Origin of the sequence: Sinorhizobium sp. NG07B, from assembly GCF_002532005.1 — a bacterium.
Classification (GTDB): domain Bacteria; phylum Pseudomonadota; class Alphaproteobacteria; order Rhizobiales; family Rhizobiaceae; genus Sinorhizobium; species Sinorhizobium fredii_C.
In genome coordinates this window covers 1-17,283 of record NZ_NWTD01000007.1, presented here as the reverse complement: position 1 = coordinate 17,283, position 17,283 = coordinate 1, and the positions used below count along the sequence as shown (strand labels likewise).

14 protein-coding genes and 1 pseudogene are annotated in these 17,283 nt (G+C 63.4%); 6 read left to right on the top strand and 9 right to left on the bottom strand.

Features of this window, described 5'->3' with window-relative positions:
- Positions 1-115: 115 nt before the first annotated feature.
- From CO664_RS21125 to CO664_RS21115, 3 genes are all read right to left on the bottom strand, one after another.
- On the bottom strand, positions 116-1,069 hold the full coding sequence (locus CO664_RS21125) for a substrate-binding domain-containing protein (RefSeq protein WP_097539803.1): 954 nt from the start codon (positions 1,067-1,069) through the stop codon (positions 116-118).
- A 62-nt stretch (positions 1,070-1,131) separates the two neighbouring features.
- On the bottom strand, positions 1,132-2,142 hold the full coding sequence (locus tag CO664_RS21120; RefSeq protein WP_037421456.1) for an ABC transporter permease: 1,011 nt from the start codon (positions 2,140-2,142) through the stop codon (positions 1,132-1,134).
- A gap of 69 nt (positions 2,143-2,211) precedes the next feature.
- Positions 2,212-3,738, bottom strand: a complete 1,527-nt coding sequence (locus CO664_RS21115) for a sugar ABC transporter ATP-binding protein (protein WP_097539802.1) — start codon at positions 3,736-3,738, stop codon at positions 2,212-2,214.
- 165 nt (positions 3,739-3,903) lie between these two features.
- Here CO664_RS21115 and CO664_RS21110 point away from each other — a divergent pair, with 165 nt between their 5' ends.
- The 3 genes from CO664_RS21110 (at position 3,904) to CO664_RS21100 (ending at position 6,067) form a co-directional block, all read left to right on the top strand.
- Complete coding sequence (locus tag CO664_RS21110) at positions 3,904-4,926, top strand: LacI family DNA-binding transcriptional regulator (RefSeq protein ID WP_037421461.1); 1,023 nt, start codon at positions 3,904-3,906, stop codon at positions 4,924-4,926.
- A gap of 329 nt (positions 4,927-5,255) precedes the next feature.
- Entirely contained in the window at positions 5,256-5,471 is a 216-nt protein-coding gene (locus CO664_RS21105) for a hypothetical protein (protein WP_037421478.1), read from the top strand.
- Positions 5,472-5,593: 122 nt separating this feature from the next.
- On the top strand, positions 5,594-6,067 hold the full coding sequence (locus tag CO664_RS21100) for a VOC family protein (RefSeq protein WP_037421463.1): 474 nt from the start codon (positions 5,594-5,596) through the stop codon (positions 6,065-6,067).
- 118 nt (positions 6,068-6,185) lie between these two features.
- Here the strand turns inward: CO664_RS21100 and CO664_RS21095 are convergent, their stop codons facing one another.
- The 4 genes from CO664_RS21095 to CO664_RS21080 all read right to left on the bottom strand — a co-directional run bounded on the left by CO664_RS21095 (position 6,186) and on the right by CO664_RS21080 (position 10,366).
- On the bottom strand, positions 6,186-7,691 hold the full coding sequence (locus CO664_RS21095) for a tripartite tricarboxylate transporter permease (RefSeq protein WP_037421464.1): 1,506 nt from the start codon (positions 7,689-7,691) through the stop codon (positions 6,186-6,188).
- Positions 7,692-7,700: 9 nt separating this feature from the next.
- Entirely contained in the window at positions 7,701-8,162 is a 462-nt protein-coding gene (locus CO664_RS21090; RefSeq protein WP_037381923.1) for a tripartite tricarboxylate transporter TctB family protein, read from the bottom strand.
- Positions 8,163-8,397: 235 nt separating this feature from the next.
- On the bottom strand, positions 8,398-9,375 hold the full coding sequence (locus tag CO664_RS21085) for a tripartite tricarboxylate transporter substrate-binding protein (RefSeq protein WP_097526970.1): 978 nt from the start codon (positions 9,373-9,375) through the stop codon (positions 8,398-8,400).
- Between the two features lie 205 nt (positions 9,376-9,580).
- The gene (locus tag CO664_RS21080) at positions 9,581-10,366 is read right to left on the bottom strand and encodes a pseudouridine synthase (RefSeq protein WP_097539801.1); all 786 of its coding nucleotides are present in this window, start codon (positions 10,364-10,366) and stop codon (positions 9,581-9,583) included.
- A gap of 206 nt (positions 10,367-10,572) precedes the next feature.
- On the opposite strand from CO664_RS21080, the gene cax reads away from it, so the two are divergent.
- Positions 10,573-11,709, top strand: a complete 1,137-nt coding sequence (cax, locus tag CO664_RS21075) for a calcium/proton exchanger (RefSeq protein WP_097539800.1) — start codon at positions 10,573-10,575, stop codon at positions 11,707-11,709.
- 15 nt (positions 11,710-11,724) lie between these two features.
- On the opposite strand, the gene CO664_RS21070 is transcribed toward cax, so the two are convergent.
- Positions 11,725-12,174 (bottom strand): potassium channel family protein, encoded by a 450-nt coding sequence (locus CO664_RS21070; protein ID WP_097539920.1) that lies wholly within the window; start codon positions 12,172-12,174, stop codon positions 11,725-11,727.
- A gap of 128 nt (positions 12,175-12,302) precedes the next feature.
- Positions 12,303-12,875, bottom strand: a complete 573-nt coding sequence (locus CO664_RS21065; RefSeq protein WP_097539799.1) for a winged helix DNA-binding protein — start codon at positions 12,873-12,875, stop codon at positions 12,303-12,305.
- Between the two features lie 107 nt (positions 12,876-12,982).
- On the opposite strand from CO664_RS21065, the gene CO664_RS21060 reads away from it, so the two are divergent.
- Together CO664_RS21060 and CO664_RS21055 are read left to right on the top strand one after the other, a co-directional pair.
- Positions 12,983-16,597 (top strand): hydantoinase B/oxoprolinase family protein, encoded by a 3,615-nt coding sequence (locus tag CO664_RS21060; protein WP_097539798.1) that lies wholly within the window; start codon positions 12,983-12,985, stop codon positions 16,595-16,597.
- Between the two features lie 358 nt (positions 16,598-16,955).
- Positions 16,956-17,283: pseudogene (locus CO664_RS21055) on the top strand (polysaccharide biosynthesis protein); the annotation flags it as partial.

Genomic DNA, 17,283 nt, shown 5'->3' with positions numbered 1-17,283 from the left:
CCGCCTCCGCGTCGCGCACGCTGAGGCCCGTGCCAGGTCAAAGCTCGGATCGGCCATGAGCCCGAGAAGACGGTGGCCCGCGCCAAACGCGGGCCGTCCTTGCCACAGCTCCGGATCAGAACGGCGAGTCCGGGAAGTAGAAGTCCTTCGCGTTGTCCTTGGTCACCAGCGTCGCGTCAATCGTGTAGACGCCGCGGACCGGAACCTGGCCGTAGAAATGGGCGACGGTCATTTCGAGGGCGGTGCCGATCATTGCAGGCGGATAGAGCACGTCGACGGGGACCATTTTGTCGCCGTCCATGACCTTCTTGATCATTTCCTTTGAGCCGGCGCCGGCGACGATGTACTGGATGTCGGTTCGCTTTGCCTGCTCGATGGCCTGCAGTACGCCGACGGCCATGTCGTCGTCCTGGCACCAGACGACGTCGATCTTCGGGTATTTGGTTAGGTAGTCCTGCATGACCTTGAAGGCATCGTCACGGTTCCAATTGCCGTACTGGCGGTCGAGAACCTTGACGTTTGAGCCTTCGATGCCCTTGTCGAAACCGTCCTGTCGCTGCTGGTCGATCGGGATCGGAAGGCCGCGGATGACGACGACTTCGGCCTCCGGCGTCGTTGTCTTGATGTATTCGCCGGCGACCTGGCCGAGGGCGGGGTTGTTGCCCGCGACATAGAGATCACGCACCGAATTGTCGTTGACGCTTGGCGCGCGGTCGACAAGCGCGACGAAAGTACCCTTGCCCTTCACCTCCTTGATGGCGTTGACCAGCGGATCTGGATCGGTGGGCAGGATAACAAGCGCATCGATGCCCTGTGTCTCTAGATCCTGCACGGCGTTGGCCTGGCTTGCCGGATCGGGCGATGTCTTGACGATCACGTTCAGGCCCGGATTGTGCTCCATCAGGAGCTTGGCGACGCGCTCGGCATGGAAGACCACGCCGGCCGTCCAGCCATGGTCGGCCGCCGGGATAGACACGCCCACCGTCACTTTCTTTTCCTCCTGAGCGTGCGTCACGCCAGCCAGCGCTGTCATGGCTGCGAGGGTAAGGCCGAATAGCTTCTTGCGCATTAACTTCCTCCCAAAAACAGGTCAGTCTATTGCAGGCCGGGAGACCTGTGGACCCGGCCGTCTCACGGTTTGCGTACCAGCGAGCGCTGTACGAGCATCGCAATAATGATGATCGCACCCTGAATGGCACCGATCAGGTATTCGCTGATGAAGTTGGACAGCAGCATGATGTTGCCGACCAGTTCGAGGATGAACGCTCCACAGATGGTGCCCCACACGCGGCCCGCGCCGCCCTTGAGCGCCGTGCCGCCGACGACGACGGCGGTGATCGCCTGCAGCTCCCAGAGAATGCCCGTCGTCGCCGAGGTCGAGCCAAGGCGCGGCACATAAAGCAGCACGGCTGCGGCCACGCATAGGCCTTGGATTACGAAAGCGACGGTGCGGACGCGGTTGACGGAGATGCCGGAATATCGCGCGACATCGCGATTGGAGCCGACGGCAACGACGTGCCGCCCGTAACGGGTGCGATAGAGGATGAAGGCGGCAACTGCGGTCACGGCGAGGATCACGACGATCGGAACCGGCACGCCGAGGATCGTGCCGAAATAGGCGGGACGGTACATCTCTTGGAGTTGCGGCTCCTTGAGGGTGATCGCTCCGCCCTGCGAAAGCCAGGTCGTCAATCCGCGATAGATACCCATGGTGCCGAGCGTGGCGATGAAGGGCTCGATCTTGCCCACCGTGGTAATCAGCCCGTTGGTGAGACCGCAGAGCGCGCCGGCAGCTATGGTGAACAGGATCGCTGCCAGCAACATGAGCACGGGGTCGGCGACGACACCGGAATTCATGAACAGGATCATCAGGCTGGCGATGAAGGCGACCATGGCCCCGACGGAGAGGTCCAGATCCCCCGACGAAATCACGAAGGTCGCGCCGACTGCGATGATGGCGATGAAGGCGCTTCGGGTGGCGACATTGGCGAGGTTGTTGATGCTGATGAAGTTGGGATTGACCAGCGCGCCCACCAGCAGCAGCAAGGCCAGGGCAACGAATGGCGCCACGGCTCTCAGATCTATGTCACGCCAGCTGCGTCGGCGGATCGCCTCCTGGCTGCGTTCCTGGTTCACGCTCATATCCAATCGAACCTCCATCCCACCTGTCGGGAATCTCTTTGTTGTCGGCGCCGGCGCAACCCACGCGACTCAAGCCGCCGTCTTCTTCTTCAGGCCGGCCGCATAGCGCATGATCTCCTGCTCAGAGATCTCGTCTCCCTCGAGAATGCCGGCGATATGGCCCTCGCGCATGACCGCCACGCGACTGCAGAGGCCGATGATCTCGGGCATCTCGGACGAGACGACGATGATCGAGCGACCGTCCCGGGCCAGCGCCGAGATGAAGTGATAGATCTGCTGCTTGGTGCCGACATCGATGCCGCGAGTCGGCTCGTCGATGATGATGATGCCCGGGTCGGTCTCCATGACCTTGGCGAGCAGCAATTTTTGCTGGTTGCCGCCGGACATGCGACCGACGACGACGCTGTCATCCCTGACACGGATATCGAAGCGGCGGCGCGCCTTGACGAGAGCCGCCTGCTCGCTTCCCGGGTCGAGATAACCCAGGCGAGCATGGCGGCCGAGCGACTGCAGCGTCAGGTTCGCCATCATGCCGGCGTTGAGCAACAGACCCTTGGCCTTCCGATCCTTGGTCATATAGGCTAGCCCGGCCTTGTTGGCCGCATGCACGTCGCCCGACGGCACTGGCTGGCCACGAACCAGGACCTCGCCCGCAGCGCGCGAGCGAAGCCCGACGACCGCCTCCATCAATTCGGTGCGACCAGAGCCGATCAGCCCGGAAAAGCCGAGAATCTCGCCGCGACGGACCTCAAAGCTGGCATCGCGGACATAGCCTGTTGATATCGAATCGACCCGAAGCACGACCTCCTCGTCGACGTCGGGTTCGGGCTTGGCCGGATAGAGGCTCGACAGTTCTCGGCCAACCATCAGTTGCGCAATCGCCTCGCCATCGAGAATGGAGGTCGGCGCCGTCTTGATCCACTGGCCGTCGCGCAACACCGTCACGCGGTCGGTGAGTTCCATGACTTCATTGAGCTTGTGCGATACGAAGACGAAACTCGTTCCCTTGTCGCGCAGTTTGCGCACCAGCCGGAACAGGAAGTTCGTCTCCTCACGCGACAGCACTGCGGTCGGCTCGTCCATGAAGACGACACGGGCGTCGCGGCTGATGGCCTTGGCGATCTCGACCATTTGCTTTTCTGCAATAGAAAGGGAGCCGATCATCGCGTTCTCGTCGACCTGCGAGCCGAGGAGTTCGAGCACACGGCGCGTCTCCGCGCGCATGAACCTGCGGTCGAGCACACCGAAACGCGTTACCTCGCGGCCGAGAAACAGGCTCTCGGTGACGGTTAGGTGTTCGGCGAGATTAAACTCCTGGTGGATGATAACGATGCCGAGCGCTTCGGCAGCGCCATTGGGAGGAAGCTTCACCGACCTGCCGTCCAGCAGGATCTCGCCCGAAGTCGGCTGTTCGAAGCCGGAGAGAATCTTGACGAGCGTGGACTTGCCGGCGCCATTCTCCCCCATGAGCGCATGGATCTCGCCCTGGCGCAGCTCAAAATCGACGCTGAACAGCACCTGCACGCCGCTGAACGACTTGCTGATGCGGCGCGCGGACAGCACGACGGGAGCACCGCCGTCAACCTCCGTGGTCATATTCCCCTCCCTGCGGCCTCCACCGCCCGTTGCGCAGATGTAAACCTTTACACTGACTGATGTAAAGGTTTACATCGAGCATGATCGACAATTTTCTTGCCCTGTGCGTTTGACCCTCGGGCAAGTCTGTGTAGTGTCTCGCAACAAAGTCCGAGGCCCAATCGAGTGTCCAATTCCCCGCCCGCAACCATTGAAGACGTCGCACGGATCGCCGAAGTGTCGATCGCGACGGTTTCAAGGGCCATTCACATGCCGGAAAAGGTTGCCAAATCAACGCGGCTCAAGGTCAATCAGGCGATCGCGATTACCGGCTACACGACCAACGCCATGGCGCGCAGCCTGAGGCTGGGGCGATCAAACATGATCCTTGTGGTCGCACCCGATATCGGCGACCCGAATTTCTCCAGCATTCTGGTTGGCCTCGAAAACGAAGCTCGCGCGCACGGCTACGGCGTGCTGATCGGCCATACTCAAAACGATGCGCAGCGTGGATTGGAGTATCTGAAGTTCTTCAATTCCTACCAAGCCGCAGGTCTGATCCTGTTTACCGGCATCCTTCCCTTCGGCCATCAGGCCGCGACCGATAGTCTACCGCCGAGCGTCGGCGTTTTCGAACCCGTCTTCAACGGAGGCATCCCCTATGTCGGAGTTGATGACGTCGAAGGGGCACGAAAGGCCGTTGATTTGCTCATTTCCGAAGGCCATCGCCGCATCGCGTTCATCGGCGACTCCAACACGCGTCTTGCCTATCGCCGGCGCCGGTCGGGATACGAGGCCGGACTTGCCGCGGCCGGCATCCCGCTGAACCGCCAACTGGTCCTCGACGGCGATGGCACAGTCGAAAGCGGTAGATTGGCGCTGGAACAGTTCTTCATGCGCGATGACCTGCCGACGGCCTTCATGTGCGTCAACGACCAGACGGCGCTCGGCGTTTCGATCGGCCTCAAGGCTCGCGGCTACGATATTCCGGACCACTTTTCGGTCACCGGCTTCGACGACGTCCCACAAGCAAGTTTCATGACGCCGTCGCTGACCACAATCCGCCAACCACGCACCGCGATCGGAAAACAGGCGATGGTATTGTTGCTCGACATGCTCTCGGACCGAGCTGCCTCCGAAACTGAAATCCTGCTGAGGCCAGACCTTGTAGTGCGCAATTCCGTCGGGCCACCCCCGGCCCGGCGATAGAGAGTGGAAGAATGAAGATGCCTGTGTCTGCGAAAGCTGCTGGGCGTGCGCGTGTCCGCGCACTCCGGAGCGGATTGAGGACTTTCCAGGCCAAATTCGAAGTCTTTGGGATTCGAGCGTTCCGCAGCTCGTGGCGATCGTCAACGGCTACCCGAAGGCCCAGCAGGCGACGCCCCGTACCACGGTGCAGAGCGCCTTTTGGGGTGGCGACATCGTGCCCGAAGGCAGGTGCGATGTATTCATATAACTTGCTGCCGTGACCAGGGGCGTGCATCATCGGACATCCCGAGCGCGGGGCATTGGAATTTGGCACGGACGAGGTCAAGCCTATGCACAAGTTCACAGTCGTCGTCATGAAGGAGTTCGAGGCCGACACCGCCGAGGAGGCCGCCTTGCTCATGTATCAGGAACTGGCCAGGGGGCCGGCACCTCTGCAATATTCAGTCACGGACGAGGCGAGGAATGCAAGGGATCTGACGCTCGACCGGGCAAGGGCCGATGAGTTCGCCGCTGTCGATCACACGGCCGATCCCGGCAACTGGTGAGGCTCGAAGGAATTACGAACCCGCGCTCCAGCGGACGAACATTCCGGGGTGGAGAAAAACGGTTGCCTCCTTATTTCGCAGGGGGAACGCGTCGAACGCTTTCAAAGCGAAAGGAACTGGCAATGGAGAAGAACACGATTTGCCTCTGGTACGACAAGGACGCCGAGGCTGCCGCTCGATTCTACGCGGAGGTCTTTCCCGACAGCAGCGTGGGGGCCGTGCAACGTGCACCCAGTGACTTCCCGTCCGGCAAGGAGGGCGACGTGTTGACGGTCGAATTCACGGTCGCGGGCATTCCTTGTCTCGGCCTCAACGGAGGCCCGACCTTCAAGCACAACGAAGCCTTCTCGTTCCAGATCGCCACCGACGATCAGGAGGAGACCGACCGCTACTGGAACGCCATTGTCGGCAATGGCGGCCAGGAGAGCGCCTGCGGCTGGTGCAAGGACAAGTGGGGGATCTCCTGGCAAATCACCCCGCGCGTATTGACCGACGCGCTGTCGGCCGGCGGCGGCGAGGCAAAGCGCGCCTTCGAGGCGATGATGACGATGGGGAAGATCGACGTCGCCGCGATCGAGGCGGCCCGGCGCGGCTGACGCTCACCGGGTGTATTGCCGGCACGGGTGCCGGTTCGCCGCTCGCCGATGGCTCTATGCAAAGCGGCCCCGCGCTTGGAGAGGCGCGGGGCCGCGGGGCCGCAAAGCTAAACCCTTCTCAATCCTCCTCGACGAAAACCTCCTCGCGCTTCGCCTTGACCGCGGGCAGGAAGACGACGACGAGCACGATTGCGGCCATCAGCAAGAGGCCGGCGCTGATCGGCCGAGTGACGAAGGTGGTCGGGTCGCCGCGCGAGAGAATCATCGCGCGCCTCAGGTTCTCCTCGAGCAGCGGCCCGAGCACGAAGCCAAGCAGCAGCGGCGCCGGCTCGCAGCGCAGCTTCAAGAGCAGGTAGCCGATGAGGCCGAAGAACGCGACGGCATAGAGGTCGAAGACGTTGGAGTTGACGCTGTAGACCCCGATCGAGCAGAAGGCCATGATGATCGGGAAGAGCACGAAATAGGGGATCTTCAGGAGCTTTACCCAGAGCCCGATCAACGGCAGGTTGAGCACGACGAGCATCAGGTTGCCGATCCACATCGAGGCGATGATGCCCCAAAAGAGCGCCGGCTGCTCCGTCGCCACGTTCGGGCCGGGCACGATGCCCTGGATGATCATCGCGCCGATCATCAGCGCCATCACCGGGTTCGCCGGAATGCCGAGGGTGAGCAGCGGGATGAACGAGGTCTGCGCACCGGCATTGTTGGCGCTTTCCGGCCCGGCGACGCCGGCAATCGCGCCGCGGCCGAATTCCTCCGGCCGGTCGGAGAGCCGCTTTTCCACCGTATAGGAGGCGAAGGCGGCGAGGATGGCGCCGCCGCCCGGCAGCACGCCGAGCGCCGACCCAATCGCCGTGCCGCGGATCACCGGCGCGAACATCCGCTTGAAATCCTCTTTCGTTGGCAACAGCTCGCTGACCCGTGCCATCAGCACTTCGCGGGTCTTCTCGCTTTCGAGGTTGCGCAGGATCTCGGCGATGCCGAAGACGCCGACCGCCAGCGCCACGAAGTTGAGGCCGTCGGCATATTCGCGGATGCCGAGGGTGAAGCGCGGCGTACCGGTATAGATGTCGGTGCCCACAAGACCCAAAAGCAGGCCGAGCGCTACCATGGCGAGTGCCTTGACGACGGAGCCGTGCGCCAGCGCAACGGAGGAGACGAGACCGACGATCATCAGCGAGAAATATTCGGCGGCGCCGAACTCGAGCGCGATCTCGGTCAAGGGCGGCGCGAAGAGGGCGACGAGGAAGGTCGATACGGTGCCGGCGAAGAAGGAGCCGAGCGCGGCGATCGCCAGCGCCGTTCCGGCGCGGCCGTTGCGGGCCATCTGGTAGCCGTCGATGGCGGTGACGGCGGAGGAGGATTCGCCCGGCATGTTGATGAGGATCGCCGTCGTCGAGCCGCCATATTGGGCGCCGTAATAGATGCCGGCGAGCATGATCAGCGACGAGACCGGCTCAAGCTGGAAGGTGATCGGCAGCAGCATGGCGATCGTCGCCGTGGCGCCGATCCCGGGCAGCACGCCGATCAGCGTGCCGAGCAGGACGCCTATCAGGCAGAAGAGAAGGTTTGCCGGCGAGGCGGCGGTGGCGAAGCCGAGGGCAAGGTTGCTGAAGAGATCCATCGTCGCCTCCTAGAACCGGACCCAGGGGCCGAAACGCTCGAACGGCAGGTTGAGGCCGTAGCTGAAGACGGCGACCGAGAAGATCGCGAGCCCCAGCGAGACCGCCACCGCCCAGAGCGGCTTCATCCGATGCGAGGCGAAACAGGCGATCAGCGCCGTCAGGAAGACTGCCGGCACGAAGCCCAGTCCGCGGACCGTCAGGCCGAAGAAGATCGGCGCCGGCAGGATGAAGAGCATGCCGCGGATGGCGATCGGTCCCATAGGCTCGTGGTTCACCCGGGCCGACTGCACCAGGATGATGACGCCGAGCAGCGTCAGGACGACGGAAAGCAGCAGCGGGAAATAGCCCGGGCCCATGCGGAAGGCGGTGCCGAGCTCGAGCCCGAAGGACTGCCAGGCGAAAAAAAGACCGACGGCCGTCAGGATACTCCCGCACAGCGCGTTGGTGGTATCGAAGGAGATGGCTTTCATCTTGTCCCCATGTTCTCGTTCGGACGCGGCCGCGGACGTCCTGATCTTGGCGATGTCCTCGCTTCTTGTCCGGCTGTGCTCAGCGTCCCCCGCAAGTTGACGGCTGTCAACTTTTCCGGAAGCCCGCCGATTTCTCCGGCCAGCCGTTGCCCCACAGCACGGCCGGCCGGAGGCGATGCCGTCGCCGTACCGCTCTAATCGGAGAACAGGATCGGCGGCGGCTCGCGGGAGCCGATTAGTCGGCGTACTGGCCGGCGGCCTCGATCACTGGCTTCCAGCGGGCGATCTCGCTTTCAAGCTTGGCCTTCAGCGCCGCCGGGGTGGCGTCCGCCTCGCTCGACGGTTCGGTGCCGAGTTCGCCGAAGCGGGCCGCGACGTTCTCGTCCTTGAGCGCCTTCTGCAGCGACTTCGACAGCCGGTCCGTCACCTCGGCAGGGGTTCCCTTCGGCGCATAGATGCCGTGCCAGATGCCGACCTGGAAGCCGGCAAGACCGGCTTCTTCAGCCGTCGGCAGCTCGGGGAAGATCTTCAGGCGCTTCGGCGAAGTGACGGCATAGGCCTTGATCGTGCCGCCCTGGATCTGCTTGGTGGTGTTGGTCGTCTGGTCGCACATTATGTCGACCTGGCCGCCGAGCAGATCGGTCATCGCCGGGCCGGTGCCCTTATAGGGGACGGTGGTCAGCTGGGTGTCGATCGCGTCCATGAACATCATGCCGCAGAGATGCGAGGCGGCGCCGATGCCGGCATTGGCGACCGTCACCGTGTCCTTGTTGGCCTTGGCGTATTCGATCAGCCCCTTGAGATCGGTCGGCTCGAAATCCTTGCGGGCGACGATGGTCATCGGTACTTCGGTGACGAGGCCGACATATTCGAAGGCGTTCAGCGTGTCATAGGCAAGCTTGCGATAGAGCGTCGCGCTGGTTGCCATGCCGATATGGTGAAGCAGGACCGTATAGCCGTCCGGATCGGCCTGGGCGACGCGGCCCGCACCGAGCGTGCCGCCGGCGCCGCCGACATTCTCGACGATGATCTGCTGACCGAGGTCCTTCGACATGGACTCGGCGACGAGACGGGCAACCGTATCGGTCGGGCCCCCGGCCGAGAAGGGCACCACCATGGTGATCGTGCGCTCCGGATAGGTTTGGGCGCTGGCCGAAGCGGCAAACAGGGAAACGGCGGCGACGGCGCCAAGAAGCGCGTTCAATATTTTCATCTTTTTCCTCCCGGATGACTTTGTCCACCAGCCGGCACGGTTCCTCCCGCCGGTCCTGGTTGCAGCCATTAACAAACGGGATTTTAGCACAGACAACCGCCTAGCGCGGCGGTTTCGCGCATTTGTCGTGCCAGTCGCCGGGTGATGGGTGGAATTGGAAACAAAGCCGTTCCGTGATGGGTGGATTCCCACCCATCGGCACAGTTCAACCGCCCGTGCGTCGTCTCAGATACTGGACCTCCGCGTCCGTCAGCAGCCGGCTTCGCCCCTTCGGCAGGTCGCCGAGATTGATCTCGCCGATTGCGACGCGGATGAGCCGCAGGCATTCGAAGCCAAGCGCGTCCAGCATGCGGCGGATCTGGCGGTTGCGGCCCTCCTGCAGTTCGACCTCGATCCAGGAGTTCCTGTCGCCGCTCCTCAAGCCCCGGACATGCGTTGCCGTCAAAAACTCGCCGCCCTCGCTCACGCCGCCGAGCATCGCCTGCATCGAGGCCTCATCGAAGAGGCCGCGGACCTGGACGTGGTAGATCTTGCCGAGATGGGTGGCGGGATCGAGAAGGCGCTGCGCCAGCACCGTGTCGTTGGTGAAGAGCAGCAGCCCCTCGCTCGCCTTGTCGAGTCGGCCGACCGGCGAGAGGAAGCGCGCATCGACCTCGCCGAGGCAATCGAACACCGTCGGCCGCCCGTCCGGATCGTCGCGCGTCGTCACCAGCCCGCGCGGCTTGTTCAGCATCAGGTAAATCTTTTCCTCGGCAGCGATCATGGTTCCGTCGACGGCGATCCGGTCTCTGTCGATGTCGACCCAGTGGGAAAGATCGGTGGTCCTGCGGCCGCCGACGCTGACGCGGCCCTCGGCAATCAGCTTCTCGGCCTGGGTGCGGGAGCAATAGCCGAGCTTGGAGAGCGCACGGGCGAGCGTAACGCGTCTTCCTGCGTGTAAGCCATGTTTCCCGCCATTGCCGTCCCTGTGCGGCGAGGGGCGCTGCTTCACCTGCGCAATCTCCTGCTGTTGAGGCTTTTCCGTCTGGCATAGGCGGCGCCGTCGGGACAGATACCACAAATCCGACCGCATTGGCCGCCGCTCAATTCGGTCCGTTGACCCGGATCAATGCTCTTCGATTGATCAAGGCGCAGACTATGCTGCGAACCGTTCGACGGCTGGCGCACTGCCAGATGGCGCCGTTGAAGGTTGAAGCAATGCGAACACTCGACGATAGAAACTCCGCTTCGCATGGTTCCGCTGTAGCGGCAACCTTCGCGGAATTGCGGCGAACGCCGCTCCTCGCGCTCGTCGTCTTCGTACCGATCGTCATTCTGCTGGAGCGGGTATCGCCGCAGGCACATACTTGGCTGTTCCTCCTGTCGGTCGCGGCGATTGTCCCGCTCGCGGCTCTTCTGAGCCGCGCGACGGAATCGGTGGCGGCGAAGACCGGGGATGCGGTCGGAGGCCTGCTCAACGCCACACTCGGAAACCTGACCGAGCTCGTGATCTCGCTCGCGGCGCTTCAGGCCGGGCAATATCTTCTGGTCAAGGCCTCGATCGCGGGCGCGATCGTCACCAATACACTTTTCATGCTGGGCGGCGCCTTTCTCCTTGGCGGACTGAAGCATCACCTGCAGGAATTCAACAGGGTGAACGCACGGTTTCAGGCGAGCCTCCTGTTTCTGGCGACGATCGCCATCCTGGTCCCGTCGCTCATCAGCGAGGTGGACCGCGCGCCGGCAGCCGCGTTTTCCCGACAGTTGAGCCTCGGCCTGGCGATCCTGCTCATCTCCGTCTACGGACTCGGCATGTTGTTTTCGCTGAAAACCCACAAGGAACTGTTTGCAAGCGTCGGCCACGCCGAAGAGGAAGAGAAACCGTGGCCGCTTCCGGTCGGAATTGTCGTGCTGGTTATTGTCACGCTCTTCGTCGCGATGGTCAGCGAGATCTTCGTCGGCTCGGTGCAAGTCGCGGCGCAACATCTCGGGATGACGCCGGCTTTCGTCGGCTTCATTGTCGTTGCTCTGGTCGGCGGAGCCGCAGAAATGACGACGGCGTTCTCCGCGGCGCGCGCAAATCGCCTCGACCTCAGCGTCGGCATCGCATTGGGCAGTGCCGCGCAGATAGCGCTCTTCGTTGCCCCCGTCCTCGTGCTCGTCAGCTATTTTGTCGGTCCCGAGCCGATGTCCCTGCAATTCTGGCCGGGGGCTGTGGCAATGATGCTGATCGCAACGATGGCCGCGACGCTTCTGTCCAATGGCGGGCACGCAGCATGGTATGCGGGTGTGATGGCACTGGCAGTTTACGCCGTCTTCGGGCTCACGCTGTTTTTGTTGCCGCCACCGGCGTGAATTACACAGGCCCTTTCATTCACCGTGAGCTCCTGGCCGTGCCTCATTGTCGGCGCGAAAATAGAGGCGCTGGATCACCGCCATCATCAGAGCCGTTGCCCAGCCGAAGATGATCCAGCCATTGACCGCCTCGAAGGTGGCGACCTGACGCCAGTCCTTGCCGAGAACGATGTCGCCATAACCGACAGTGGTAAAGGTGACGGTCGAGAAGTAGAGCGCATCCTCAAGGCTCGGGAGCGCCTGCGAAAAGTAGTAGAAAGCCGCCCACAGACCGACATCGACGATGATCGGGATGATCAGATAGATGACCCAGGCCACGGTGACGAATGTCGGGTAGCGGACCAACACGTCTTCACGCCGCTTTTCCGCCTGCCGGAAGGCGCTGAGGCCAGCGGACATGAAAAACGCCTGGATGGCGACTGTTGCCGCAATGAGGCCGCAGGCGAGAGCAAGCCGAACGATCACCGACACCTCCACCGGATTGCGGGCCGATCGGAAAGCGCTTCTGCCCTCCCGTCAGCTTGCGGTTGTCAGTGTAGCAAAGGCCTTGCTGTCGGGGAACATGGGTCAGCGGGCGGCTCAGGTCGGACGATCTATAGCGTAGTCGCGGCGCGGGCCGATTGTTCGTAGGCGCCGGAGAGGAAGCGCAGCACGGCGGCGATCTCCGAAAGGGTCTCCTCCGCGGGACGGGCCCTGGCGGTCGAGGCGACGAGCAGGCGCTCGCGGATCTGGGCGTAACGGGCACAGGCCCCCGCGCCCTTCTCGGTGATGTGGATCGTCTTCTCCTTGCCCTGCCGGCCGGTCGCCACAAGGCCCGCACCCTCGAGCTTGCGGATCGCATAGGTCGCCACATGAGTGTCCTCGATGTCGAGAACGAGGCAGATGTCGGCGAGCCTCTTGCCACGGTCGCGATGGCGGATCGTATGCAGGATCATGATTTCCATCCCCGAGAGGCCGGGAACGCCGGCGGCGGCCATGCAGCGCACCATCCAGCGCTGGAAGGCATGCGAGGCGAGGATCAGGCCGTACTCCATTTCGGAAAGCCCCGGCGAACCGCCTTCGGCAAGGTGAGCCGACGACACGATCGGGCCGATAGCGGAGACGGGTTCCGGATGGTCGGGCGGGGCCGCCCCGGCCCGCTTTTCGCGCTCCCGCTTCTTGGTCATCGGTACACTCCTTATCTGCTCGACGAGAACATTTTATCGACAAATTGTCAATAAAATGCTTTTGTTTGCCTTACGCGGATCGGGCATTCCAGCGAGGAGAAACGACGATGGCGATGGCTGCGAGGTGGGATTTCTGGGTGGATCGCGGCGGCACCTTTACCGACGTGATCGGCCGCGACCCGGAAGGCCGGCTGCATGCGCTGAAGGTGCTTTCGGAAAATCCCGGCGCCTATCGCGACGCCGCCGTCCACGGCATCCGCCTGCACCTCGGCCTTGCCGCCGGCGAGCCGGTGCCGGCCGGACTGATCGGCGAGGTGAGGATGGGCACCACCGTCGCCACCAATGCGCTGCTGGAGCGCAAGGGGGAGCGGCTGGCGCTGATCACCACGCGCGGCTTTCGCGATGCGCTGCGGATCGGCTACCAGGAGCGCAAGAAAATCTTCGCGACCGAAATCATCAAGCCGGAGGCGCTCTATTCGGAGGTCGTCGAGCTCGACGAACGCGTGCTCGCCGACGGGACGATTGAAAAGGGGCTCGACGAAACGGAAGCGCGGCGGGCGCTGGAAGCGCTGAAGGCGAGCGGCTACCGATCGGTCGCCATCGTCTTCATGCATGCCTACCGCTTTCCCGAGCATGAGGCGGCCGTTGCGCGGCTTGCCCGCGAGACCGGCTTTGCGCAGGTTTCTGCAAGCCACGAGGTCTCACCGCTCGTCAAATATGTCGGCCGCGGCGACACGACGGTCATCGACGCCTACCTCTCGCCGGTGCTCGGCCGCTATGTGGCACAGGTTTCGGAAGAACTGGACGTTGCCCGGGCGGGCGCCCGGCTGATGTTCATGATGTCGTCCGGCGGATTGACGGCGGCGGACCTGTTCCAGGGCAAGGACGCGATCCTTTCCGGGCCGGCGGGAGGCGTCGTAGGGCTTGCGAGGACCGGCGAGGCGGCGGGCTTCGACCGCGTCATCGGCTTCGATATGGGCGGCACCTCGACCGACGTCGCCCATTTCGACGGCGAATACGAACGCGCCTTCGAGACGGAAGTCGCGGGTGTGCGCGTCCGGGCGCCGATGATGTTGATCCATACGGTCGCGGCCGGCGGCGGCTCGATCCTCCATTTTGACGGCGAGCGCTTCCGCGTCGGGCCGGGTTCGGCCGGCGCCAATCCGGGCCCGGCCTGCTACCGCAACGGCGGGCCGCTCGCCGTCACCGACGCCAATGTCATGCTTGGCAAGCTGATGCCGGAATTTTTCCCGGCGATCTTCGGGCCGGAGCAGAACCTGCCGCTCGATGTCGAAACGGTTCGGGCCCGGTTCGCGGCGCTTGCGGCCGAGATCGGCGACGGCCGCACCCCGCAAGACGTCGCCGACGGCTTCATCCGCATTGCGGTTGCCAACATGGTCGAGGCGATCAAGAAGATTTCCGTGCAGCGCGGTTACGACGTGACCCGCTACGCGCTGAACTGCTTCGGCGGCGCGGGCGGCCAGCACGCCTGCCTCGTCGCAGATGCGCTCGGCATGACGAGCATCCTGCTGCATCCGATGTCGGGCCTGCTTTCCGCCTACGGCATGGGCCTCGCCGATATCCGCGCGACGCGGCAGAAGGCGCTTGGCGTCGCGCTCGACGATGTCGGGCCGCAGGCGCTCGCCGGGCTCGGTGCGGACCTGCAGGTCGAATGCCTGGCGGAACTCGACGCGCAAGGGATTGGCCGCGACCGCATTCGCACGCATCTTCGCGCCCATATCCGCTATGCCGGGACCGACACGGTGCTCGCCGTCGAGGCGCGCTTTCCCGAGATTGACGATGCGGCCCGTCTGCGCGCCGGATTCGAGACGCTGCATAGGCGCCGCTTCGGCTTCATCGCCGAGAACAAGCCGCTGGTGATCGATGCCGCCGAGGTCGAGACGGTCGGCGGCGGGGCGGTGCAGATGGAAACGGACGGTCTGGCGACAGCTTCAGGCGAGGCGGTCGTTAGCCGACAAACCCGTTTCTATTCGCAAGGCCAGTTCCACGACGCGCCGGTGGCGCTGCGCTCGGAAATCAAGCCCGGCGAGACGCTGACCGGCCCGGCGATCGTCATCGAGGCGAACCAGACGATCGTCGTCGAGGACGGCTGGCAGGCGAAACTGACCGCCAGGGACCATATCGTGCTCACGCGCATCAAGCCGCTGCCGGCGCGAACGGCGATCGGCACCAGGGCCGATCCGGTGATGCTGGAAATCTTCAACAACCTCTTCATGTCGATCGCCGAGCAGATGGGCGTAACGCTGCAGAACACCGCCTATTCGGTGAACATCAAGGAGCGTCTCGATTTCTCCTGCGCGGTCTTCGACAACAGAGGCAATCTCGTCGCCAATGCGCCGCACATGCCGGTGCATCTTGGCTCGATGGATGCGTCCGTCGCCACCGCGATCCGCGAAAACCCGGTCACCCATCCGGGCGACGTGTACCTGATCAACGCCCCCTATAACGGCGGCACGCATCTGCCGGACCTGACGGTCTGCACGCCGGTCTTCGACAATGAGGGCCGGGCGACCCGCTTCTGGGTGGCAAGCCGCGGCCACCACGCCGACATCGGCGGCATCTCGCCGGGCTCGATGTCGCCGCTCGCCGCCAATATCGAGGAGGAGGGCGTCTATATCGACAATTTCAAGCTGATCGACCGGGGCCGCTTCTCAGAAGCGGAACTGGAAAGGCTGCTCACCGGCGCGCGCTATCCGGTGCGCAACATCCTGCAGAACGTCAACGATCTGAAGGCGCAGGTCGCCGCCAACGAGAAGGGCGTGGCGGAACTCAAGAAGATGATCGCCCAGTTCGGCGAAGAGGTTGTCGAGGCCTATATGGGCCATGTACAGGACAATGCTGCCGAAAGCGTCCGCCGCGTCCTCGACCAGTTGAGCGAGGGCGAATTCTCCTACGAGATGGACCAGGGCTGCCGGATCGTCGCGAAGATCACCGTCGACCGCGAGAGGCGTGAGGCGACGGTCGACTTCACCGGCACTTCCGAGCAGCGCGCCGACAATTTCAACGCGCCGGAGCCGGTGACGCGTGCGGCGGTGCTTTACGTCTTCCGGGTGCTGGTCGAGGCGGATATCCCGATGAATGCCGGCTGCCTGAGGCCGATCCGCATCGTCATCCCGGAGGGCACGATGCTTTCGCCGCGCTATCCGGCGGCCGTCGTCGCCGGCAATGTCGAGGTCAGCCAGGCGGTCACCAATTGCCTGTTCGGCGCCGTCGAGGCGCAGGCGGCGGCGCAAGGGACGATGAACAATCTGACCTTCGGCAATGCCAGCTACCAGTATTACGAGACGATCTGCTCCGGCGCGCCGGCCGGTCCCGGATACAACGGTGCCGACGCCGTCCACACCCATATGACCAATTCGCGGCTTACCGATCCGGAGATCCTCGAGACGCGCTTTCCGGTGGTGCTCGAGGATTTCCATATCCGCAAGGGCTCCGGCGGCCGCGGCAAGTGGTCGGCCGGCGATGGCACGCAGCGAACGATCCGTGCCCGGGAGCGGCTGGATTTCGCCATCCTTTCCGGCCACCGGCGAATCCGTCCCTTCGGGCTGAAGGGCGGAGAACCCGGCGAACTCGGCCGCAACTATGTCCGCCGCAATGACGGCCGGATCGAGGAATTCGCCGGCTCGGCGCATACGGTGCTCGAGCCGGGCGAGGCCTTCACGGTGGTGACGCCGACGGGAGGCGGCTACGGGAAGGCGTGAAGTTGCGGGTTCGGACAGCACCACCGGCAACTTACCACTTTGCGTCAACAGCAGCCGCACGACCCGCTCCGTCAGTGGCCGCGGTCGCTCCCTCCGCGGGCATGGGCGAGTGCCACCGTAAATGGCTCAGTTGAGCCCTGATCAAAGTCGGGGATTCCTCGTCCGTCACGGCGACTTAATGAATTTGACACCACCCGATAGTGAAAAAGGCTGAATTGCAATCGACCCCAAAATGGCGCCTCATTGAGCGGCGGGAAGTCTAGCTTATGAGCTAAAAGTATGCGCCCGTGCCGGGCGCGCGTACCATTTGCGATGGTCCTGGGATATGCGCCTTATAGTCATAAATGACGTATCGGTCGTGCGCGGCGGCGCAACAAAGGTCGCAGTCCAGTGCCTGCAAGCATGCCGAAATGCCGGCATCGACTGCACGTTTTTTGTCGGGGATGACGGCGTCGGTGTGAAGGAACTGGACGTTGCCGTGCGCACGATCGCGTTGGGCGAAAGACCGTTGAGAGACGGACACAGCATCGCCGATATATTCGACAAGCATTTCAACAAACGTGCCTATGAAATGCTTTCAGCATTGTTGTCCGAAAGCCAGGAAGAGACTGTTGTCCACGTCCATGGATGGAACCAGATATTGTCGCCGTCCATCTTCCATGCTCTCGCAGCGAGCAAGGCGAGGG

What these genes read in the sequence shown, in the direction of transcription:
- CO664_RS21125 (WP_097539803.1), bottom strand. Translation starts at nt 1,069, where the DNA reads ATGCGCAAGAAGCTATTCGGCCTTACCCTCGCAGCCATGACAGCGCTG.
- CO664_RS21120 (WP_037421456.1), bottom strand. Translation starts at nt 2,142, where the DNA reads ATGAGCGTGAACCAGGAACGCAGCCAGGAGGCGATCCGCCGACGCAGC.
- CO664_RS21115 (WP_097539802.1), bottom strand. Translation starts at nt 3,738, where the DNA reads ATGACCACGGAGGTTGACGGCGGTGCTCCCGTCGTGCTGTCCGCGCGC.
- CO664_RS21105 (WP_037421478.1), top strand. Translation starts at nt 5,256, where the DNA reads ATGCACAAGTTCACAGTCGTCGTCATGAAGGAGTTCGAGGCCGACACC.
- CO664_RS21100 (WP_037421463.1), top strand. Translation starts at nt 5,594, where the DNA reads ATGGAGAAGAACACGATTTGCCTCTGGTACGACAAGGACGCCGAGGCT.
- CO664_RS21095 (WP_037421464.1), bottom strand. Translation starts at nt 7,691, where the DNA reads ATGGATCTCTTCAGCAACCTTGCCCTCGGCTTCGCCACCGCCGCCTCG.
- CO664_RS21090 (WP_037381923.1), bottom strand. Translation starts at nt 8,162, where the DNA reads ATGAAAGCCATCTCCTTCGATACCACCAACGCGCTGTGCGGGAGTATC.
- CO664_RS21085 (WP_097526970.1), bottom strand. Translation starts at nt 9,375, where the DNA reads ATGAAAATATTGAACGCGCTTCTTGGCGCCGTCGCCGCCGTTTCCCTG.
- cax (WP_097539800.1), top strand. Translation starts at nt 10,573, where the DNA reads ATGCGAACACTCGACGATAGAAACTCCGCTTCGCATGGTTCCGCTGTA.
- CO664_RS21065 (WP_097539799.1), bottom strand. Translation starts at nt 12,875, where the DNA reads ATGACCAAGAAGCGGGAGCGCGAAAAGCGGGCCGGGGCGGCCCCGCCC.
- CO664_RS21060 (WP_097539798.1), top strand. Translation starts at nt 12,983, where the DNA reads ATGGCGATGGCTGCGAGGTGGGATTTCTGGGTGGATCGCGGCGGCACC.